Genomic DNA, 22,379 nt, shown 5'->3' on the forward strand with positions numbered 1-22,379 from the left:
TTTTATGCAAAAAGTGACTAAACGAATTCTATTATTTTTCGTACTGATGGTAATGATATCTACAGCTGCACAAGCACAGTTCGAAGAACCGGTTATTAAAAAGGTAGAAAACACCAAAGAAGCACGGGCTGAATTTCAGTCCCGATTCGGAGATATTAAATGGACCGGACAAGGTTTTAGGTTTAATGAATTAGATCGTATGCCGGCCATCGAAATCCGAGCAGTATTGCAAGGTGCCTATGGCGACCCCACCCAAAAAGTAGAAGACATCATCGAAAAAGATGGATATTTACGGGACGGAAAATCTATACAGTTTGAATATTGGTTCGTGATAGACGGCGAAATACCAATGATGGTTTTAGATCTGGAAGGTCCGTTTGATAACGGATTGGTGTATGTTGGAGCCAGTCGCTATGTGGATTTAATGCCACAGGTTAAACGAACTTTGACAAAAGAACTTAGGGAAACTTCTCCCAAAGAATACGTTGACTATTTTTTCTCACCGGAAAGAGGACAGTGGTATAAAGTTACTTATGAGGCCGGTGAATACAGAAAAGAAGAAATCAAGAAGCCCTCACATATCAAAACATAATTAATACCCTCAATCTTGGAAGATAATAAGAATCCCGAAGAGCAAGGACTAAGCTCATACTGGAAGAAGCGTAAGGCTAAAAAGGACGAAGAAAATAAGAAAGCAAAATCATGGCTCCGCGAGTGGATAGATGCCATTGTTTTTGCGTTTATAGCAGCAGCTATTCTACGAGCATTTCTATTTGGCTCCTATAAAATCCCAACTCCTTCGATGGAGAAAACCCTCATGACCGGAGACTTGCTTATCGTCTCCAACATTACTTATGGGCCAAGAACCCCGATGGGATTGTGTGTACCATTTCTACAAGGATGGTGTGTTCCCGGCGTACAGTTACCGTGGACGCGCTTGCCCGGCTATCGCGATATTGAGCGAAATGACATCTTTGTTTTTAATGTGCCTTGGGAAGTAAAACCTATTTCACAAAAGACGAATTATATAAAAAGAGCTGTTGCCATTCCTGGTGATACGATGTCGATTGAAGATAAAATTCTCTATATCAATGGAGAAAAGTCGGTACAACACGAGGGAGTACAACGCCATTACGTTTTAAGAATGGCTGAGCGAGTCCGGTTGAGCAATGCGAAAATGGAATCTGTAGGTGGAGAATTAATAGGTTACACCAACCAAGATACCTATGTGGTGAATATGTCGGATGAGGTAGCTGCAACGGTAGGCGGTTGGGCTGAAGTTGATACCATGTATCTTAATGTAACACCTGATGGAAGTACAGAGAGAAATTATGTACAAAGTTCAGGTAGTTTTTCCAGAGGATTTAATAACCCGGACCAGCTTCCTGAAATTGTAGTTCCATTTGAAGGTCAAGAGATCCAGCTCACGGATGAAAATTGGTATGTTTACGAAGACATCATTCAACGCTACGAAAAAAATGACCTTCGCAGAGAAAACGGCACAATCTTTATCAACGGTGAAGAGACCAACACCTATACCATTCAGCAAGACTACTTTTTTGCAATGGGAGATAACCGCGATAATAGTCAGGATTCCCGATTCTGGGGATTTGTACCAAAAGATCACGTGATTGGAAAAGCGGCGATTGTCTGGTTCTCTCTGGACGGATGGGTGCCACGCTTTGAACGGGTGTTTAATCTGATTGACTAACGGTAGGTCAGGTTTGAATTTTATCCGGCCCCGACACAATTGTTTGGTGTTCTAAACATTATAAATTCATCTCATAGCTTTGAAGTGATATCAAAGCTTACTATAATGAGGTAAATGTCTAGGTAACAGAGGCTTAAAACCTATGTTACAAGTGTTTGTTCTTCACCAAATCAAGTTGTCATGGAAAAATCAGCTACCAACTCTAAGCAAGAAGTTGTTTTAAGCTCAATAAAAAAACTCTTCCTGTATTCAGTTTTTATTCCTCTTTTCTTTTCGTCGTGCGATGAAAAAAGAACGAGTGTTGGCACTTGGACAGAATTTGAGCCGGTCTATATGACAGAAGAAGAGTTCAAGAATTCAGTGGCAACCGAGAGTCCGCGTGATCTGGAAGAACCCGGTAAAATTTATATTTATCAGGAATACCTTTTTGTAAATGAAATCAATGAGGGGATTCATATTTTTGATAATACCAATCCTGCAGCACCTGTAAACCTTGGGTTTATTAATATTCCGGCAAATAAAGACTTAGCTATCAAGGATGAGCTGTTATATGCTGATTCCCACAGCGACCTTTTGGTTTTTGATATTTCAGATGTTCAAAACCCGATATTACTGCATCGTGAAGAAGAGGTTTATAATATGAGCTCTTTGAATCTTGGTTATCCATATCAGCAAATAGATCCATCAAAGGGAATTGTTGTAGATTGGAAAGAAGTAAAAATGAAAGAGGTCTGTGATGAGGATTCTCAATGTGGCCCCAGGTGGGGATGGGGTTGGGGAGGTGGTTCCTTTTTCAATACGCTCGGTGTTACCACATCTAATGAGTTTGATGCTGCTGGGGGAGGGAATATAGGAAAGGGTGGTTCTATGGCTCGATTTACCATCTCAGGCGACTTCTTGTACGCAGTAGATAATGAAAGCCTCACCTCTTTCGATATTTCAAATCCTGATCCTGTAACAACGGATTCGAAGACTTTAGGCTGGGGAATTGAAACGATTTTCCCTTACGGAGATCATCTTTATATAGGTTCTAGAACGGCAATGTATATTTTCGATATTACCACACCGTCAAGTCCTGAAGGTACAGCACAGTATAACCACTTTACCGCTTGTGACCCTGTAGTGGTACAAAATGATATTGCTTATGTAACGCTTAGAAGTGGTCAGTTTAATTGTCAACGAAACGTGAATAGATTAGAAGTTATAGATGTAGAAGACCCTGAAAACCCAACAGAAATGAAGACCTATGAGATGCAAAATCCACATGGATTAGGTATTGATGGGAATTATTTATTTGTAAGTGAAGGGGATAATGGCATTAAAATTATGGATGCCACAGATCCGCAAAATATAACGGAGATTCGTTTTGTGCAGAATATTAAAAGCTTTGACGTAATTCCTTTTAATAACGTACTGATGGTGACGGGGAAATCCGGGATTCTTCAGTATGACTATAGCAACATTCAAGACATAAAGCTCCTTTCTACCATACCTGTTGTTAAGGAAGACAACTCGTAAATCAAGCTCCATAAATCATAAATAAGAAGTATTGATTATGTCCAAATTTACCTTAAAACAGGTACTTGTTACGCTGTTCATCATTTTGACACCACTCTTGGCAATAGCACAGTCTGGAAATATGCAGGATGTGATTTACCTAAAAGATGGGACTATGCTTCGCGGATTAATCGTTGAACATGGAGAAGATGGAACGGTCAAAATTCAAATTATTGGCTACAATACCATTGTAGTGCCAAGAGACAAAATCGACCGAATTGATCGTGAACCTATTCCTGGAACTCAATACTATAAACAAACCGGGTATTTTAATACCACCTCAATAGCTTTTTCTCCTGGGGAATTAGGCAATGCTTTTCGGTTTGAAATGGTAAACGGATATCAGATTGATCCCAACTTTTCAATTGGTATTGGGTTAGGATATGCTTCCTATGATGATGCTCCAATTGACGCCATACCCGCATATATTGATTTGAAATACAAAATTCTAAAATCCAACAGTACTCCTTTTGCATACCTGAAAGCAGGTTACAATTTCACGATTAATGAAGAAGTTGATGAGAATAGCAGAAGAGAACCAGTAGATAAACACATCGGCGGTACAATAGCGAACATTGGCGTTGGACTTCATTTCGATGTAGCACAGAATCTGGCATTCAATTTCACTTTTGGGTATCTAGCCGATAATCTATCCTATACCCAAATGCAGGGATTCCGAAAAATAGAAACCGATCTCAATTACCGAAGAATTATCATTGGTTTCGGGCTTGGTTTTTAGAAGGGGACTTTTAAGCCTGTGCTAAAATGAAAGTAGCCACCATTTTTTGAAAATGGGACTATTGAAGCTTCTGCTGTAAGGATAACTTTGTACTCTACTTCAAATCCAAAGCCAAAGTCAGGTCCAATTCTTATTTCCGTTCTATCGTATTCGGTTACCCTGACATCGTAAGGAGGCGCATCATTGCGGAAGGTAAAGGTACCTTCGAGGTTTGTTAAAAAATGGCTTAATCCTGCTTTTCCGTAAAAGTCGCAAAACTTGAATGAGAATAAATGACTCTTTAGAAAAACACCTAAATAAGCTCCACTCTTATCGTATACATCCGTATAACCAAAACCAGTTTCCTTAACATCAATTTTGAAATAATAGCTACTGGATACAGTAGTTGAGAACCTATCATTTAGATCTCTTTCAAGAGTTAGATTAATTCCATTGTAGTTTCGAAAGGATGAAATATTGTGAAAGTTAGCACCAACCGCCCAACCCTTATCTGACTCTTGGGCTTGAGATGGAATAGAACTCAAAAGCAGAAAAGCAGCTACTATTGAAGAAATGTATATGGAAGCTTTTTGAAGCATAATGATAGATTAAACATATACCTCAAGATGTGCTAAAAAAGTAAAGGAATCAACAATTTAGTATGACCTGATAGTGCAAAATTTTAAAAATACTTTCGTGCTTTAGAGATTTCGTGGCAAATAGGAGTAAGCTTGAACTAATTCTTAGCCATTGTTTTGCCTTTGGGAGCTCCTTCCCGAATGGCAAGCTGACCACAACCTGCATCAATATCATCTCCGCGGCTTCTGCGAACTGTTGCCCTGACATCATTTTGAATGAGTGTGCGCATGAAGTCATCAAGTCGTTCTTCACGAGCTCGTTTCAGCTCTACACCAGCTACATTATTGTACATAATGATGTTCACCTTACTGGGAGCCCACTTCACAATTTTGGCTAAGTTTCGGGCGTCTTCAGGACTATCATTGAAATTATCGAAGAGTAAATATTCATACGTGATCGGTCGTTCTGTAGCCTTGTAGTAATGCCGTACAGCGTCCTCGAGGCTCTCCAGATTCATCGAACTGTTGATGGGCATAATCTTGTCCCGCTTTTCATCAGTAGGGGCGTGAAGGGAAATTGCGAGATTGAATTCTTCCTGATCATCCGCCAGTTTCTTGATCTGTTTAGTTAAGCCAACCGTAGAGACCGTTATCCGTTTTGGAGAAAGCTCAATACTTAAAGGATCAGAAATAATATGGGCTGAATTTACAATCGCTTTATAGTTATGAAGTGGTTCACCCATCCCCATATAAACGATATTGGTAATTTTCTTTCCGTACTTCTCTTCAGCAAGGTCGTTGATATACTGAACCTGATCTACAATCTCACCATGGGTTAAATTTCTAAACAAGCCCATTTTTCCGGTGGCGCAAAAAGCACATCCAAATACACAACCTACCTGAGATGAAACACAAACCGTAAGTCGGCGGGCAGCTCCATCCGCAAAGAAGTCAGGGATCAAAACCGCTTCAACTTTATATTCTTTATCCGGATCATTCAGCTGAAAAAGAAACTTAATGGTTCCGTCTTTACTCTCTTGCTGCTGAACCAGTTTAATCCGGTTGATGGTGGCGATTTCACGAAGTTTCTCTCTCAAGTCTTTGGAGAGGTTCGTCATCTCTTCAAAATCAGAGGCTCCCTTTTGGTATAACCATTGAAAAACCTGGTCGGCACGAAAACTTTGCAGCCCCAGATCTTTACAGAAATGATTGAGTTCCTCTTTAGTAAGAGCTTTAAGGTCGGTTTTTTGGGCGGTTTCAGTAGTTGTCATAGACGATTAAGATACGGATTATTCCTCCGAACATCGACTACAACCCATGGGAGTTTTATCTTCCGCCACCGGCTCTACGTCCTCCACTTTTCCGGCTATCTTTTAGGAAAGTATCCTTCATCAGGGTCTTGAATTTTTGCTGCTGCTCCGGAGACAAAACCTCCTTCATCTCCGACATATGCGAATACAGAGCTCCTTCAACCTCAATATATCGGCTGGAAAGTTCATTCATTAGAGAATCCCTTTTTGGGCTGTTACTTGCATCATTGCTCATGATAAAATCAAAATAGGCCCGACGGCTTTGCTCAAGCTGTTTTCTCAAGGAGTCCATTTCCTTAAAATGCGCCTGGCGAAGGGAAGCCATTGATTCTACTTGTGGTTCGGACAGTCCCAGTTCCTTTTTCATGAATTGGTGAATAGCTGTACGGCTACGATCATCCATGCGGTGTTGTCGCCAGTCAACGCCTCTGGGTTGGTTCATCCATAAGGTAGTTAGCGTGGCAAGATTAAGGATAATCATTAAGATTAATCCTGTAACCGCCCATCTATACTTTTTTTGTGTATCCATTATTCTGCCTCATAAGTTTCGTAATAGTTTAGGTCAAATACCTGATATTCATAAGCAAGCTCTTCGATAACCTCTTCACGGTTGGTGGTGATATTATCATCAGTAAAATTGAATTGTGAAATCAGGACCATGTTCAAAGCCAATACCAGAAAAACGGCGGCCACAGAAAATTTAAACGCCCATTCCCCTGATTCATCTGACCCCATTTGGCGTTGCTCAAGCTTAGCAGAAACGCGACTGTAAAAGAAGGCATCGGTGGTGGCAGGTTCAATGCCATCCAGTGCTTCCATGGTTTTTTCAACTTCTTTGTCGATATGCTTTTTTGTGCTCATTTCTTAGTCCAATTCGTTTTGTTGATAATAAGAATGCAGTTGTTTCTTAAGGTTTTCTTTAGCTCGATAAATCAAAGATTCTACTGCCGGTAATTTTAGCTCCATCACGTCCGCTACTTCCTGATAACTCAGACCTTCTACTTTTTGTAAGGTGAAGGCCACTCGTTGCTTCTCGGTTAGTTTTTCAATTTCAGCAAATAAAACTTCTGCACGCTGTTTATTTTCAAGCTGAATGCCGGGATGCATATATGCAGATACATCTTCCTGCTCATCCGGTTCAGAAAACACAGAACTGATAGCCTTAAAAAATCCAGATCGCTTTTCTCGTTTTTTGTATCGAATGAGTTCCAGCGATTTTGTAACTGCAATCCGGTAGATCCAAGTTGAGAGTGAAGACTCTCCTCTAAATGTATTAATGGAATCAAAAACCTGAATAAATACTTCCTGCGCTACATCTTCAGCATCCTGTGGACTTCGTAAAAATCCAAGGCAGGTGTTATAAACCCGATCTTTATGCGTGTTCACCAGCTCTTTAAAAGCTGCCTCGTCTTGCAAAGTAATCCGCTCTATTAATTCAGCTTCTTTGATTAGAGGTTTTTCTAGAATTTTTGGTTGTGAATTTCTCATTCATAATAAGCATCGGGATATTCATATAAAATGCAGGGACTTTAACGGTCCCTGCACTTGTGAAGTCTGAGTTACTTTTTGAATCCTTGGCGTAGCCGCGAATTTTGTTTGTTGTGTTGAAATGAGTCAAATTTAATGCGTTGTTCATCGGTGAGTAATTCCCGTATTTCCTGATGATGACTTACTTGTTCGAGCATCATATCTGCTCTCAGGCCTGCAATGGTTTGGATTGTTTCCTGAACAGCTTGCTCATCATAGTTCTCTGAAGTTGTAAGTGTTCGTAAGCGAGCCATTTCTTCACGAAGCTGATTTCTCATAGGCAACATTGCTTTCTGTCCATTCAAATGAATCTCTTGCACCTGCTCTTTTTGTTCGTCGGTAAGGTCTAACCGCTTCATCATTGCAAGATGTTGTTTCCCTTGATTAGGTTGAGCCCGCTGCATTTGCTCTTGCCTGTCGCCTCGGGGTCGTTCAGCATTATTGGCTCGCTGTTGAGCAGTAGCGCTTATTGCAAAGGCCAAAATAAAGGCTGTTAAAATGGTTGATCTAAATAAAGTTTTCATGATAATTCTCCCTGTAAATGTGAGTGTTCATTTACTTAGATGACAAGGAGTGGGAAAACTTTCGGTGATTTGGAAAAAGATCAATGAGTGATAAGATTTCTCATCACCGCAATTAGAATGCAGATAAAACAATATTAATCAAGAATCCTGTAAAGAAGTTATGGTAGCAGTACTTTACTATTTAGGGAAAGAAGCATTCCTTCCAACAAATAGAACGCCAATCTACTTACACCTGTTAGCTAAGTGAATCGCAAAGCAATCAGGAATTAATAAAACGGAGTATTGAAATGAAATATCGATTTTTGGGACGATCAGGACTTAAAGTATCCGCATTATCTTTTGGATCATGGGTGACTTTTGGTGAGCAGGTTGACACCGACCTTGCTTATAATCAGATGAAAACAGCTTACGACGCCGGGGTTAACTTTTTTGACAATGCCGAGGCTTATGAAGCGGGAAAGTCTGAGACGATTATGGGGGAAGTCATCAAAAAAGCAGAATGGAAACGATCTGACCTGGTGCTTTCCACCAAGATATTTTGGGGCGGGGAAGGACCAAATGATCAAGGACTTTCGGCCAAGCACATTAAGGAAGGAACAGAAGCTTCCCTGAAAAGACTACAAACTGATTATGTAGATCTCATTTTTTGTCACCGTCCGGATTTATACACCCCAATTGAAGAAACTGTTTGGGCCATGAGTCAGGTGATTCAGGAAGGTAAAGCGCTATACTGGGGAACCAGCGAATGGAGTGCGGATCAAATTCGCAAAGCCTATGATTTTGCAAAAGAAAATCACCTCCGCCCGCCGCTGATGGAGCAACCTGAATACAATATGTTTAAGCGAGACAAAGTAGAACAGGAGTTTTCTTCACTTTATGAAGATATTGGGCTGGGAACTACTATTTGGAGTCCTCTTGCCAGTGGACTGCTCACCGGAAAATACAACGATGGTATTCCCGAGGGTTCTCGTCTTGATCTCGAGAAATACAGCTGGCTTCGTAAAAAGCTCCTTGAAACCGAAGAAGGAAAAGAGAAGCTTAGAAAAGTAGAAAAACTGGCTACTGTTTCAGATGAAATCGGAGTGCCTATGCCTCAACTAGCATTAGCTTGGTGCCTCAATAATAAGGACGTGAGCACGGTTATTACGGGTGCTTCTTCTGTGGAACAGGTAGAACAGAATATGAAAACGATGGACATTATCGATAAAGTTGATGAAGAGGTCATTACCAAAATCGAAGAAATCCTCGACAACAAGCCTAAAAAACCAACTGACTGGAGACGATAATTACAAAAGATGGAGTCTGAAAAATATCTAAGGATGACATTTGAGTTGGCGAAGCAAGCTAAAGGGCTCGGAGACGGGCCTTTTGGTGCTTTAGTGGTGGACGAAAATGATCAAATTATAGCAAGAGCAGGGAATACCACAAACAGCGAAAATTCAGTTACCTACCATGCTGAAATCAATGCTATCCAGCAGGCAGAGTACAACCGGGGTAAGGGCAAGCTAAAAGGCTGTACGTTGATTAGCAGTGCCGAACCTTGCCCCATGTGCGCTTCGGCAATTGTGTGGTCCGGATTAAGCAAAGTGGTGTATGGTGTTTCTATTTCTGCAATGGAAGAAATCGGGATCAAGCAAATTGATATACCGAGTTCAGCTATTTTGGAAAAGTCAGACCATGAAATACAGGTTAACGGACCTTTATTTGAGGAAGAAGCATTACTCGTTTTTAAGTGAAGCTCTTAAACCACACAACCATGTGGTGAATTACTTCAAGAATAGTATTTAATTACCAACCGATTGAGTTAGGGATTCAATTGTGAAAGTAGCTTTTCATAAGAGGTTGACCCAAAGCCACTGCTTAAGAGGGCGGTGGCTTTTTTTATGGGATAAATTTTAGAAAGGAAGATCGTCGTCAAGGTCCATTTCCTGATTTCCATCCATCGTTAAACCTGGTGCGCTTGGCGGAGCCTGAACATCTCCCTGGGCTTTCTCAACTTTCCAGGCTTTCACATCGGTGTACCAGTTTCCTTTATACTCACGGCTCTGAATGTCGATAGAAGCTGTAACTTCATCGCCTTTATTAACCGCATTTTGGTCAATATTATCGCCCCACTGGGTGATGCAAACTTGCTTGGGATACTGACCTTTGGTTTCAAGGATGAAATCTCGTTTTCTCCACGGGCCATTTTTTCCCTGTCCTGATTGTTCTTCTAAAATTTGTGTGACTTTCCCTGTAAGCTGAAGATCCATGATATACGCTAATTTTTGTTTTCAAATAATATAGGGATTGATGGGTTGAACATCGAGCAGGGAAAGGAGGAATGGCATAAATTTTCAAAAGAAGTAAACCAAGCATCACTGGGACCCTTCCTTGTTCCTTCCCTACTGCGCTTCGCTTGCAAGGAAGGAGACGTTTGAAAAAGGGTTGGTATAGATTCTTACCATTGAAGCAGAAAGTATAGTACAGTATAAATCTAGCCAACGCGTCCTCTTTCCTTGGCGGGCTTTGCCCGTTAGGGAAAGAGACAGAGATAGGGTTTCGTTGGGTGAACCCAAGCTTACCTTATTAAACCAATAAACATTTTTGAATTACGATTTAGTGAGAGATACAGTATCTTCTATGCTGTTTAAAATACTATGAAAAACACTTAGTAAATAGCATCAGGACTCGATAAAAAGTGAATATGAATTTCTCTTCACATAATCTTCACATTCAGAAAGTAATTTGCCGTTCAATGTGCCGGAAAATTTTTAAGATCAATTTATGAGGTTTAGTGCAATAGGTATTTCTCACTGGAAAAGTGAGGTTTCTATTCGTGAATTATTTTATTTAGACAATCATCGACGAGAGCTGCTGGATTTCCATACTAAAGAAATTCCAGGAGGTGTGATGATGCTGGATACCTGCAACCGTACTGAACTATATGCCTTTTGTGATCCTGAAGTGCTAATTTCCGCACTTTGTAAAGCAACCAATACGGAGCCTGAGTTTTTTGAAGATCATGGGTATATCTATGAAGAAGACGAAGCTTACAATCATCTTTTTCAGGTAGGAACTGGACTCGATTCTCAGGTTTTAGGTGACGTTCAGGTTATACAGCAGGTTAAAAAAGCCTATAAGCAGTCCAAAGAGAAAGGCCTTTCCGGAGAATTTCATCAATTAGTACAATCCGTTTTCCGGGCACACAAACGGAGCCGTACTGAAACAGATTTCGGGAGAGGCACAGCTTCTGTTGGGTTTGCAGCAACACAACTTGCACTGGAGCATTTTAAAGATCTGAGTGAGATAAAAGTTTTACTGGTTGGCGCAGGTAAGATGGGTAAAGTGTCCTGCAAAAACCTTGTTTCTAACGGTGCTGAGCATATTTCCGTAGTGAACCGGACAATAGATCGCGCTAAGGAACTCGCCTCATCTTTTGATATTAAAGCACATGCATTTTCTGAACTCGAAGATGAAATTAAAAAAGCAGATTTAGTTATAGCTGCAACAGGCGCAAGAAAACCCATACTTCATCCGGAGCATTTTGAAGGGGTCGAAAGACACCAGCTTGTACTCGATTTAAGCGTTCCGCGTAATGTAGATCCAAAAGTAGCCGAAGTAGCCAATGTTACACTGGTGGATATGGATTCCATTCACGAAGCCAATAAAAAAGCACTGGATAAAAGAGAGAAGGCAATTCCAAAGATTAAGGGAATTATAGAAGAAGAGAAGAAGGACTTTCTAAACTCGGTGCATCGCTCTCGATATCTGCTGCCAAGAATTAAAGAAATTGATCATCGTTTGAGTGATATTACTGATTCGGAATTGGAGCGAATGAAGCACAAAATGGATAAAAAGTCATACGCCCAAATGGAGGAAGTAACTCGTCGTATCAAAAAGAAAATAATGGCCATTCATATCGACCGAATCGACAAAGAATTCGAAAAGGCCCAGAATGAAGCTTAAAATTGGCACACGCAAAAGTAAATTAGCCTTATGGCAGGCGGAGTTGGTCAGTAAAAAGCTGAATGAACTCGGTGTGGAAACGGAGCTTGTCGAGATTGAATCTTTTGGTGATAAGGAGCAGGATCTTCCCATCCACAAACTGGGCGACAAAGGAGTTTTCACAAAAGCTCTGGACGAAGCCTTAATCAAAGGTGAAGTAGATCTAGCAGTCCATTCCCTGAAAGACGTACCTACTGTTTTTATAGATGAACTGCATCTGGTAGCTGTGCTGGAAAGAGGTAACCCGAGTGATGTTATTGTAAAACCCTTAGATGAAAAAGAAGCTGACATTCGAACAATTGCTACGGGAAGTATCAGAAGGACAGCCTTTTGGAAAAATCGATTTCCTAGTGATGAGGTTGTTGGCTTGAGAGGGAATGTCCCAACCCGTGTTCAAAAGGTGGATTCAAGTGACTGGCACGGCGGTATTTTTGCCTATGCGGGATTAGAACGAATTGGTCTTGACCAACGAATCAGTGAAGTGCTTGACTGGATGATTCCGGCACCCTCGCAGGGAGCCGTGGGGATAGTTGCCCGGAAGGATACCGATCATCAGGATATTTTTGACCGGCTGAATCATAAAGAAACACGAATTTGCGTAAATATTGAACGTGCCTTTTTGAATGAATTGGAGGCAGGTTGTTCTTCACCGGTCGGGGCACATGCTTCCATCAAAAAAGACGTATTGCATTTCGAAGGCGCTGTACTTGCTTTGGATGGATCTCGCCGCATGGATGTGGAACGTGAAATCCCGGTATCTGAAGCCACAGCAGCAAAAGGAAAAGAGTGGGCTAAAATATTGAAACAAGACGGAGCGGTTGACTTGTTAACTCATCGAAGTGACGATGCATAACCACAGAAAGCCCCGCATTTTATTTACCACGCAGCTCAAAAAGAAAAGACTGGCAGTATTACATTCAACCGGTTTTTCTATCGAAAATATTCCATTTATTAATTTCGAGTACGTGATTCCTGCTATGTGGATTAGTCAGCTTCCAGATGAAACGGATGCCTGGATTTTCACCAGTAAAAAAGCAGTGAAAGCACTGAATCCGGTCATAGACGATTTAGAAATTCCAAAGCACATTTTTGCAGTAGGTTCTAAAACAGCGGAAGGACTTGAGGCATTGGGACTTAAAGTCACCGTGCCAGACGAGTTTAATGCTGTTTCGTTGGTTCAGAAAATGAATGAGCTGAAGTTAAAGCACATGACTCATTTCTGTGGAAACCTAAAAGCAACCGACATAAGTAAACTGCTTGGGGATGATAAGAATCTCACGTCCATCGAAGTTTATAGAACCAAATATGCTCCCCATAAATTGGATGTATCAAAATATGAAGGCATCGTATTTATGAGCCCCAGTGCTGTAGAGTCCTTTTCTGAAAAGAACGTTATCGATGGAGCAACACAAGTTTTTTGTATAGGTCCAACAACAGAAGAAGCAGCTCTTGAAGCTGGTATTAAAGGCTGTGTCACCCCTGAATATTCAACCCTGGATTCGCTGATGGAATCCATCCAAACACATTTTAACTAAGTATGGCATTTCCTGAATTGAAAAACCGATTATTACTGGATACGCTGGAAGGCAAAGAGACCGAGCGCCCCCCGGTTTGGATGATGCGCCAAGCAGGGCGTTATCTCCCTGAGTATATGGAGATTAAAAAGAAGTACGGCTTTTTTGAGCGGGTGGAAACGCCGGAGTTGGCATGTGAAATAACGATTCAGCCTATCGACATTGTGGGTACCGATGCCGCTATTTTATTTTCGGATATTCTGGTTTTGATTCAATGTTTAGATATTGAAGTACAGTTGAAGCCCGGCTTTGGTCCTTATTTACCAGATCCAATCAGAACCGTGGAGCAGGTGAAGAATCTAAATATCATTCCTGCTGAAGAACAGCTCAGCTATGTATATGATGCCTTAACTTTGACTCGTAAAACACTGGATGGACGAGTTCCACTTATTGGTTTTGCCGGAGCACCGTGGACACTCTTTTGTTATTTGGTGGAAGGTCAGGGATCCAAAACTTTTTCAACGGCTAAGTCTTTCTTGTTTTCTGAACCGGAGGCCGCACAAAAGCTGCTGGAAGTGATGACGGATCAAACGATTCAGTATTTACATAATCAGGTGAAAGCCGGCGCACAAGTGCTTCAGGTATTTGAATCATGGGCAGCAGCATTAGGGCCGGATGATTTTAGAACGCTGGCACTCCCTCACTTAAAAAGAATAGCTTCAGAAGATTATGGTGTTCCGTTGATCATGTTTTGTAAAGATGCTGAATGGAGCTACCCGCATTTTGCAGATACAAATGTGACCGGCTTTGGTGTCGGTTGGGGATGTACTCCGGAGCATGCCAGACAGTATGCCGGAGACAAAATCGTCCAAGGAAATTTTGATCCCTCTAAGCTTTTGATGAGTCCTGATAAAATTGAAGCTGAAGCAACAGAGATGCTGAAGCGATTCGGAAAAGGAAATTACGTAGCCAATTTAGGGCATGGTATTTTACCAAACGTCCCTGTTGAAAATGCCAAACGATTTGTAGATACCGTTAAGAATTTTAGATATTAAAAATAGGTTCCGACGCAGAACGTGCGGAACCAGAGAAGAAGAGGATTTCTGCGCAGTCCGCATCAAACCTGATTTTTAAAAAAAACATCGTAGGGGTAATTCATGAATTACCCCTACGATGTGGGAATAACGTAAATAGACTATGTCTAACCTATTGACCTCCAAAAAAGAAGAATTTAGTCAGTACGTCAGTGATGTTCAGCAGCATATCTGTGACGAATTGGAAGCGGTGGATGGTACGCAAAAATTTCTAATCGAAGATTGGGAACGTGAAGGGTTTGGTGGCGGAAGCACACGGATTATCGCTGACGGTGATGTGATTGAAAAGGGGGGAGTGAATGTATCAGCTGTAGGCGGACCACTTCCGGAAGCCATGCAGAAGAAGTTTGAAGTCCCTGAATCTGAATTTTTTGCCACGGGAGTCTCGCTGGTAATTCATCCCCGAAATCCGTTTGTACCTACTGTTCACGCAAACTACCGCTATTTTGAACTGTATGATAAAGAATCGGGCGAGCTCAAAGATCAGTGGTTTGGCGGTGGGGCTGATTTAACGCCTTATTATTTATTTCCTGAGGACGCTAAGCACTTTCATAAAGTTCATAAGGAAGTGTGTGATCAGTTTGATGACGAATATTACAGTACTTTTAAGGCCGAGTGCGATACCTATTTCTACAATCATCACCGAGACGAAAGCCGGGGAATAGGTGGGTTATTTTTTGATTATCAGCGCCCGAACGAAAATCGTTCTGCTAATGATTTATATGAATTCGGCAAAGCGGCCGGATATGCATTTACCGATGCTTACGTTCCCATCATGAAAAAGCATAAAGATCATGAATACACGGAAGAGCACCGCAAGTGGCAGGAAATCCGTCGTGGCCGATATGTAGAGTTCAATCTGATTCACGATCGTGGTACTTTGTTTGGGTTAAAGACCAAAGGACGGATTGAATCAATATTGATGAGTTTGCCACCAAAGGTACAATGGGTGTATGATCACCATCCGGAACCGGGAAGTCCGGAAGCGGAATTAGTGGAACACCTGAAACCGATTGACTGGATTAATTATTAACCATTGTAGGGGCAATTCATGAATTGCCCCTACAATGGTTGAACATAAAAGACGAATATTTATGAAATACCCTACTACCCGACTTAGAAGAAATCGACAATCAGAATCTATCCGTAGTATGGTGCAGGAAAATCGCCTTCATCCTTCTGATTTCATTGCCCCGATTTTTATTGTAGAAGGGGAGAATCAGAAAGAAGAAATTGCCAGCATGCCTGGATATTATCGTTATTCGCTCGATTCATTGAAGGTTGAGTTAGACGAACTAATCGAAGTTGGTATTCAATCGGTTCTTTTGTTTGTAAAGGTACCGGATTCCAAAAAAGATAACGAAGGCACTGAAGCTCTGAATGATCAGGGGTTGATGCAGAAATCGGTTCGCTTCATCAAAGAGAATTATCCTGATTTATTGGTGATGACGGATGTAGCCATGGATCCATATTCGTCTTACGGGCATGATGGAATTGTAGAAGATGGCGAGATTGTGAACGATCCATCGGTAGAAGTTCTTGCGAAGATGGCGGTGAGTCATGCCAAAGCCGGTGCCGATATGGTAGCTCCCTCCGACATGATGGACGGAAGAATTGGGGCAATGAGAGAAGCTCTTGATAAAGCCGGTTTCGAAAACACCGGTATTATGGCGTACAGTGCCAAATATGCTTCATCTTATTATGGGCCTTTCCGGGATGCACTTGATTCTGCTCCGGGATTTGGGGATAAAAAAACCTATCAAATGAATCCGGCCAATGTAGAAGAAGCTCTGCGAGAAGTGGAATTAGATATTGAAGAAGGAGCCGATATCGTAATGGTGAAACCCGGACTTCCTTATCTGGATGTAGTCCGTGCCGTAAAGCAGAATTTCAATATTCCGGTTTCAGTTTATAACGTATCCGGTGAGTATGCGATGATAAAAGCGGCTGCTGAAAAAGGCTGGCTGAATGAAGAAGAAGCCATGATGGAAGCACTACTTGGATTTAAAAGAGCCGGTGCTGATTTGATAGCCACATATTTTGCAAAGGACGCAGCCAAAATCATAAATAGACAGTAGAGGGAATTTGATCCCCGTTTCTAAAATCACCGTAGGGGTAATTCATGAATTACCCCTACGGTGGTAGAATTTTTTTAATTGAGATTTAAAATTATGGATTATCCAAAGAGCAAAGAACTATTCGAACGAGCATCTAAAGTCATTCCGGGTGGAGTGAATTCTCCGGTTCGGGCCTTCAACAGTGTGGGAGGAACCCCCATATTTATCACCAAAGCGAAGGGTTCTTATCTGTGGGATGAAGAAGGAAACCGCTACATCGATTTGATTAGTTCTTGGGGACCCATGCTTTTAGGTCATGCCGAACCTGATGTGATTAAAGCGGTTCAACAAACAGCAGAAAACTCCACCTCTTTTGGAGCACCAACCCGACTAGAAGTTGAAATGGCTGAGCTGATTACAAGTTCAGTTCCGGGTGTTGATAAAGTACGTATGGTGAATTCCGGAACCGAGGCTACCATGAGCGCCATTCGTGTGGCCCGAGGCTATACCGGTAAAAACAAGATTATTAAGTTCAAGGGCAACTACCATGGACATGGCGATTCTTTTCTGATTGAAGCCGGAAGTGGGGCATTGACGATGGGCGAACCCAGCAGTCCCGGAGTGACAGAGGGAACGGCCAAAGATACTCTAAATGCCCATTATAATGATCTCGAATCCGTGAAAAAGCTGGCAGAAGCCAATAAGGGTGATGTTGCTGCCATTATTCTGGAGCCGATTGCAGGTAATATGGGATGCATTCCTCCCAAGGAAGGTTTCTTAGAAGGACTTCGTGAGCTTTGCGATGAGCAGGATATCGTCCTCATTTTTGATGAAGTAATGACCGGGTTTCGGGTTGATTTCCAGGGAGCCCAAAAAGTATATGGTGTTACCGCAGATATGGTAACCTATGGAAAAATAATTGGAGCCGGACTTCCTGTAGGAGCCTATGGCGGGAAAGAAAAGATCATGGATTATGTAGCGCCAACCGGACCTGTTTATCAGGCGGGAACGCTATCCGGAAATCCCTTAGCAATGGCGGCAGGGTATACTTTGCTTAAGAAGCTCAAAGACAATCCAAACGTATATGAAGAGCTGGAAAAGAAGTCGCAGATTTTGGCTACCGGGATTACTAAGATTTTAGATGAACAGAATATCCCACATGCGATGAATCGTGTGGGGTCAATGATTGGGGTTTTTTATTGTGAAGGTCCGGTTGAGACTTTTGATGATGCCAATAAAACAGACAAGGAATTGTTTGGGAAAATCTTTCACGGAATGTTAAAGCGTGGGGTTCATTTGCCGCCGTCGCCATTTGAGGCATTCTTTCTTTCTAATTCATTGACTACAGAAGACCTTAGTTTCGTACTGACGGCTTTTGAAGAAACGATTAAAGAAATTAAGTAAAATAGATAGCATAAAATCCTTGTTCCGCATGCTTTGCGTCGGAACAAATTAAATTTCCTAAAATCTACTGCTATTCTAAATCAAAACGACTATATCATGAAGCAGATTAATCAGCTCACTCAGGTGCTGATTAAAATTATTGCTGCAGTTGCCGGACTAAAAGGCAAAGGAAGTTCTCAGGAAGCAATGGAGATGACCAGCCAGGCTTTCAGCGAATATCTCGACTTAGATATTGATGCGTTACTGAAAATGGATACGGAAGAAATGATCCATACGCTGAAATGTTTAGATGCAATGAATCATGAAAACCTGGAAAGTGTGGCTGATCTTTTTTACACACTTGCAATTGCAGAAGTTCGGGAAGGTTCTGACATTGATGAACAGTCAAAGTTGTTACTAAAGCGCTCCCTTTCAATTTATAAGCATATCGAAGCCGAGGGCAATATCTATTCAATAGATCGGAATCACCGAATAGTAGAGATTGAAAAGTTGATCTAAAGCATCAAGAACTCTTGCACTTTCTCCCTAATTCTCTAAATTAGCTTTATCCATTCACAAATCCGGTAAAGCTATGAGCACCATCACTGTAACTAAACAGGTAAAGGCTCCCAAAGAGCTGGTTTTTGAAACCGTCGCTGATATTCGAAATTTCTCCAAAGTTGTCCCGGATATAGTAAATGTTGAATTCCTGTCCGACCAAGAATATGGAGTGGGGACAAAGTTTAGGGAAACCCGGGAGATGAATGGAAAAGAAGTCTCTACTGAGCTTGAAGTGACCGAACTGGTAGAAAATGCCCATATCAGGCTGGTATCTGATACAATGGGAACTGTTTGGGACTCCGTATTTACTGTTGAAAGAAAAGAATATGGCACTGAGCTTACTCTGATTATGGATGCCAAAGCCTATAAACTACTCCCCAAAATCTTCAACCCTTTTATGAAAGGCTTTATGGCCAAAGCTCTTGAGAAAGATATGCTGGCTGTAAAAAGTTATTGCGAAGCAGAATCAGCGCCCTAAAAACGTAACTAGAGCAAAGAATACACGTTTTGAAAAACCGAACTAACTAACGGTGAGTTATATGAAGAAAAGCGTGTCATATATTATTCTGCTGCTACTACTTTTTTCTGCTGGATATGTATCTGCCCATCCTTGGGGTGGATTGGTCGTAGATCAGCAAGGGAATATTTACTTTACTTTTATTTGTCCTTTGGTAGATGACGACCATTATGCGTGTGTCTGGAAAATTGATGATACCCAGAAACTCAGTGAGTTCATGGAGTCTGCATACTCACCAAGTGATATCATCCTTTCTAGATCTCCGGACCGGGCGATTTATGCAGCTGAACGAAATAACGCAGGCACTGCACTTCAGGCTCGGCTATGGAAGCTAAGTGATGGAGCAAAGGAACTCATCATAGAACCAACTACAGATGAAGAGCTTTTCTTTATTCAGGCTTATGCAGTTGCTGGAAATGGGGAGGTCTATTTTGCAAGGAATAATCAGCTTTTTAAGCGAGATAATGAAGGGACCATTGTTGAGGTAAAGCTTAAGGGAGAAACGACAAGAATTGACAATTTGGCCTGGGGGCTAGAAAACAAACTTTATATCCTGGATCGTGAAAGCATAAAAGTAATGTCCGACGAGGGAGCTATTACTACTCTGGCCGAAGGGTTGAAAAAGGATAATCCTGAAAACCTTCCATTCTCAGGAGCAAATATTTTATTCGATTTTGCAGTCGATGAAACCGGAAATGTATTTGTGGCCTATTATGGAAATCGGCAAGTACTAAAGGTTTCTGTGAATGGTGAGGTATCCGTATTTCTGGAAGCCGAAGGCCCATGGTCTCCGCATGGTGTGGATGTTTTAAATGGTGAAGTATTTGTTCTTGAGTCTACATTTGGAACGTCAAAGTGGTGGGAATTTTGGGAAGAAGATGTGATTATACCCCGTGTTCGAAAAGTAGATGTGGAAGGGAATATCTCTACTGTTTTTGAATATGAGATTACGAATGGAAAATAGTTTTTCTAGACAATTATTTTAACCAGAGCTGAGATACAGAAAGCGAAATCAGTGACTTTCTGAACTTCCTTTTGTCACATCTTTTCACTAATTAGTGAGCCGTATGATAATGTACTTTCCAGCCTAACTTATTTTTGCTTATATGAAACGACGTGATGCCATCAAGACTTTGATGATGGTTTCAGGTGGTGTGTTTATGACGCCTGCCTGGGCTTTTAATTGGAGCGAAGCAGATGTGCCAGAATTCAAAGGAAGCTTCACAGAAACAGAAATAAAGCTTATCTCATCCATAGCTGATACCATCATCCCATCAAATGGAGAAATTGGGGCGCTATCTGTTAAAGTCGATGTGTTTTTAGTCGGACTAATTAGTGAGTGCTATGATGAAGACTTTCAGGCTGACTTGAAGAAACATCTTGATAAGCTTAATCAGTTAGCCGAAAAGAGGAACTCAATTTCTTTTAACAAATGCAGCCCAGCAGAACGGGAGAAACTGCTCTTGAAAATGCAGTCAGCAAATGAAAATCAGGAAGCGTTTTTTGAATTCATTAAATCCCAAACCATACGAGGATTTGAAACCTCGAAAGAAGTGATGGTCGATTACCATAACTATGTGATGATGCCCGGTTTTTATGATGGAAATGTAGATGTGGAGGCTTGAGAAATGGCAAACGTAAATATTAAATCGAAGAAAGAACGAACGTACGATGCCATTGTCATTGGCTCTGGTGCAAGCGGTGGCTGGGCTGCTAAGGAGCTCTGTGATGCAGGCTTAAAAACCCTGTGCCTTGATCGAGGGAGGAATGTAAAGCACATTGAGGATTATCCTACAGCGTCTAAGGCTCCGTGGGAATTTGAATTTCGAGGGAGTGTTCCTTTAGAAAAAAGATCAGGCTTACAGGGAGGTCGATGGCTTCGGGCTCAAACTATTCACTGGGCAATGGCTGAAGATGAGCAACCTGTTATATATGAAAAACCGTTTAGCTGGTTTAGAGGATATCATGTTGGGGGGAAGTCCAAACTATGGGCTCGCCAAACGCAACGCTGGAGCGATTATGATTTTGAGGGACCAGCACGAGATGGCTTTGCTGTTGACTGGCCCATTCGATATAAAGATCTGGACGACTGGTACACCTATGTTGAAAAATTTGCAGGTATCTCCGGCGATAAAGATGGATTGGATGTGCTTCCCGATGGTGATTTTCTGCCCTCGTTTGAATTGAATGTTGTAGAAAAGCATTTCAAGGAAAGCCTGAAAAAACATTACGGCGATAGCCGGCATTTAATTTATGCCCGATGTGCACACTTAACACGACCCAAAGAAATCCATGGGCAGCAAGGTCGGGGACAATGTATGAGCCAGGATATGTGCAACAGAGGGTGTAATTTAGGAGGCTATTTTAGCAGTAACTCATCTACCATACCCTGGGCGCTCAGAACCGGTAATCTTACAATGCGCCCGGATGCAGTGGTTGAATCTGTTATCTATGATGAAGATAAAGGAAAGGCGACTGGTGTTCGCATATTTGACCGTAATACCAAAGAAGCTATAGAATACTACGCGGATATTATTTTTGTAAACGCCTCAACCATAAACTCCAATGCTATTTTACTGAACTCAAGGTCGAACCGGTTTCCAAATGGACTTGGAAATGACAATGAGCTGATGGGGAAATACTTAACCTGGCACAACTATCGTGGACATGCAGGTGCAAGTGTGGAAGGATTTGAACATAAAAAAGAAGCTGGTCGCAGACCTACCAATGCATATGTCCCTCGCTTCAGAAATGTAGAGAAACAGGAGACGGACTTCCTGAGAGGCTATGCAATAGGGTTTGTAGCTGGTCGAGGAAGCTGGAGCGATAAAAGTAAAATCGGCTCAGAACTTACCGAGAGCATTCTAAATCCAAAATTAAATGATACGTGGCATGTTAGCACCTGGATGATGGGAGAATGTGTTCCTTATGAAGACAACCACATGCGCTTACATGAAAGCCTGGAAGACAAGTATGGAATTCCTCAGATTGTGCTTTCCTGCGAATGGAAGGAGAATGACATCAAGCAAGCTGATGACTATGTGGAACAGAGCAAAGAAATGTTTGAGAAAGCAGGTTACGTGAACATTCGGGCATCAAACCGTGATACAAAACCCGGATCTGATATTCATGAAATGGGGGGCGTCCGAATGGGTAATGATCCAAAAACCTCACTGCTCAATAAATGGAATCAACTGCACGAGTGTAAGAATGTGTTTGTAACAGATGGCGCCTGCATGACTTCAGGAGGAACTCAAAACCCTACCCTGCACTTTATGGCACTTACCGCTCGTGCTGCTAATTATGCCGTTGAGGAGAAAAAGAAGGGGAACCTATAAAGA

The 22,379-nt window shown here is 41.6% G+C and carries 25 protein-coding genes; 18 read left to right on the top strand and 7 right to left on the bottom strand.

What is annotated here, in order from left to right; genetic code table 11:
* The first annotated feature begins 4 nt into the window (after positions 1-4).
* The 4 genes from CL667_06115 (at position 5) to CL667_06130 (ending at position 4,007) form a co-directional block, all read left to right on the top strand.
* Positions 5-592 (top strand): hypothetical protein, encoded by a 588-nt coding sequence (locus tag CL667_06115; protein ID MAL17267.1) that lies wholly within the window; start codon positions 5-7, stop codon positions 590-592.
* A gap of 15 nt (positions 593-607) precedes the next feature.
* Complete coding sequence (locus CL667_06120) at positions 608-1,711, top strand: S26 family signal peptidase (protein MAL17268.1); 1,104 nt, start codon at positions 608-610, stop codon at positions 1,709-1,711.
* 180 nt (positions 1,712-1,891) lie between these two features.
* On the top strand, positions 1,892-3,229 hold the full coding sequence (locus tag CL667_06125) for a hypothetical protein (protein ID MAL17269.1): 1,338 nt from the start codon (positions 1,892-1,894) through the stop codon (positions 3,227-3,229).
* 37 nt (positions 3,230-3,266) lie between these two features.
* Positions 3,267-4,007, top strand: a complete 741-nt coding sequence (locus tag CL667_06130; protein MAL17270.1) for a hypothetical protein — start codon at positions 3,267-3,269, stop codon at positions 4,005-4,007.
* Here the strand turns inward: CL667_06130 and CL667_06135 are convergent.
* The 6 genes from CL667_06135 to CL667_06160 all read right to left on the bottom strand — a co-directional run bounded on the left by CL667_06135 (position 4,004) and on the right by CL667_06160 (position 7,925).
* Positions 4,004-4,585, bottom strand: a complete 582-nt coding sequence (locus CL667_06135; GenBank protein ID MAL17271.1) for a hypothetical protein — start codon at positions 4,583-4,585, stop codon at positions 4,004-4,006. The two genes, CL667_06130 and CL667_06135, sit on opposite strands and share 4 nt — an antisense overlap.
* A gap of 137 nt (positions 4,586-4,722) precedes the next feature.
* Positions 4,723-5,835, bottom strand: a complete 1,113-nt coding sequence (rlmN, locus tag CL667_06140; protein MAL17272.1) for a 23S rRNA (adenine(2503)-C(2))-methyltransferase RlmN — start codon at positions 5,833-5,835, stop codon at positions 4,723-4,725.
* Positions 5,836-5,890: 55 nt separating this feature from the next.
* Positions 5,891-6,403: a hypothetical protein gene (locus CL667_06145; protein ID MAL17273.1), complete on the bottom strand. Its 513-nt coding sequence runs from the start codon at positions 6,401-6,403 to the stop codon at positions 5,891-5,893.
* On the bottom strand, positions 6,403-6,735 hold the full coding sequence (locus tag CL667_06150; GenBank protein MAL17274.1) for a hypothetical protein: 333 nt from the start codon (positions 6,733-6,735) through the stop codon (positions 6,403-6,405). The genes CL667_06145 and CL667_06150 overlap by 1 nt, the downstream gene beginning before the upstream one ends.
* Positions 6,736-6,738: 3 nt before the next feature.
* Positions 6,739-7,362 carry an RNA polymerase subunit sigma-70 gene (locus CL667_06155; GenBank protein ID MAL17275.1) on the bottom strand — a complete coding sequence of 208 codons (624 nt, stop codon included), beginning with the start codon at positions 7,360-7,362 and terminating at the stop codon, positions 6,739-6,741.
* A gap of 71 nt (positions 7,363-7,433) precedes the next feature.
* Positions 7,434-7,925, bottom strand: coding sequence for a hypothetical protein (locus tag CL667_06160; GenBank protein ID MAL17276.1), 492 nt, complete (start codon positions 7,923-7,925; stop codon positions 7,434-7,436).
* A gap of 287 nt (positions 7,926-8,212) precedes the next feature.
* Between CL667_06160 and CL667_06165 the strand changes: the two genes are divergently transcribed.
* Positions 8,213-9,211, top strand: coding sequence for an aldo/keto reductase (locus CL667_06165; protein MAL17277.1), 999 nt, complete (start codon positions 8,213-8,215; stop codon positions 9,209-9,211).
* Between the two features lie 9 nt (positions 9,212-9,220).
* A complete protein-coding gene (locus CL667_06170) occupies positions 9,221-9,661 on the top strand; it encodes a hypothetical protein (protein MAL17278.1) in 441 nt (146 codons plus the stop codon).
* Between the two features lie 159 nt (positions 9,662-9,820).
* Here the strand turns inward: CL667_06170 and CL667_06175 are convergent, their stop codons facing one another.
* On the bottom strand, positions 9,821-10,177 hold the full coding sequence (locus tag CL667_06175) for a hypothetical protein (protein MAL17279.1): 357 nt from the start codon (positions 10,175-10,177) through the stop codon (positions 9,821-9,823).
* A 514-nt stretch (positions 10,178-10,691) separates the two neighbouring features.
* Between CL667_06175 and hemA the strand changes: the two genes are divergently transcribed.
* The 12 genes from hemA (at position 10,692) to CL667_06235 (ending at position 22,376) form a co-directional block, all read left to right on the top strand.
* Positions 10,692-11,873, top strand: coding sequence for a glutamyl-tRNA reductase (gene hemA, locus CL667_06180; protein ID MAL17280.1), 1,182 nt, complete (start codon positions 10,692-10,694; stop codon positions 11,871-11,873).
* Complete coding sequence (locus CL667_06185) at positions 11,863-12,765, top strand: hydroxymethylbilane synthase (protein ID MAL17281.1); 903 nt, start codon at positions 11,863-11,865, stop codon at positions 12,763-12,765. Before hemA ends, CL667_06185 begins: the two co-directional genes overlap by 11 nt.
* A complete protein-coding gene (locus CL667_06190) occupies positions 12,758-13,447 on the top strand; it encodes a hypothetical protein (GenBank protein MAL17282.1) in 690 nt (229 codons plus the stop codon). Before CL667_06185 ends, CL667_06190 begins: the two co-directional genes overlap by 8 nt.
* A gap of 2 nt (positions 13,448-13,449) precedes the next feature.
* On the top strand, positions 13,450-14,481 hold the full coding sequence (hemE, locus tag CL667_06195; GenBank protein ID MAL17283.1) for a uroporphyrinogen decarboxylase: 1,032 nt from the start codon (positions 13,450-13,452) through the stop codon (positions 14,479-14,481).
* Between the two features lie 142 nt (positions 14,482-14,623).
* Positions 14,624-15,553, top strand: coding sequence for an oxygen-dependent coproporphyrinogen oxidase (locus CL667_06200; GenBank protein ID MAL17284.1), 930 nt, complete (start codon positions 14,624-14,626; stop codon positions 15,551-15,553).
* A gap of 61 nt (positions 15,554-15,614) precedes the next feature.
* The gene (locus CL667_06205; GenBank protein ID MAL17285.1) at positions 15,615-16,598 is read left to right on the top strand and encodes a porphobilinogen synthase; all 984 of its coding nucleotides are present in this window, start codon (positions 15,615-15,617) and stop codon (positions 16,596-16,598) included.
* 93 nt (positions 16,599-16,691) lie between these two features.
* The gene (gene hemL / locus CL667_06210; protein ID MAL17286.1) at positions 16,692-17,981 is read left to right on the top strand and encodes a glutamate-1-semialdehyde-2,1-aminomutase; all 1,290 of its coding nucleotides are present in this window, start codon (positions 16,692-16,694) and stop codon (positions 17,979-17,981) included.
* A gap of 96 nt (positions 17,982-18,077) precedes the next feature.
* On the top strand, positions 18,078-18,479 hold the full coding sequence (locus CL667_06215; GenBank protein MAL17287.1) for a hypothetical protein: 402 nt from the start codon (positions 18,078-18,080) through the stop codon (positions 18,477-18,479).
* 73 nt (positions 18,480-18,552) lie between these two features.
* Complete coding sequence (locus CL667_06220) at positions 18,553-18,999, top strand: hypothetical protein (GenBank protein MAL17288.1); 447 nt, start codon at positions 18,553-18,555, stop codon at positions 18,997-18,999.
* Positions 19,000-19,060: 61 nt separating this feature from the next.
* On the top strand, positions 19,061-20,002 hold the full coding sequence (locus tag CL667_06225) for a hypothetical protein (protein ID MAL17289.1): 942 nt from the start codon (positions 19,061-19,063) through the stop codon (positions 20,000-20,002).
* 142 nt (positions 20,003-20,144) lie between these two features.
* Entirely contained in the window at positions 20,145-20,663 is a 519-nt protein-coding gene (locus tag CL667_06230; protein ID MAL17290.1) for a Tat (twin-arginine translocation) pathway signal sequence containing protein, read from the top strand.
* Between the two features lie 3 nt (positions 20,664-20,666).
* On the top strand, positions 20,667-22,376 hold the full coding sequence (locus CL667_06235; GenBank protein MAL17291.1) for a GMC family oxidoreductase: 1,710 nt from the start codon (positions 20,667-20,669) through the stop codon (positions 22,374-22,376).
* Positions 22,377-22,379 lie beyond the last annotated feature (3 nt).

This window comes from Balneola sp. (assembly GCA_002694685.1).
GTDB lineage: Bacteria > Bacteroidota > Rhodothermia > Balneolales > Balneolaceae > Gracilimonas.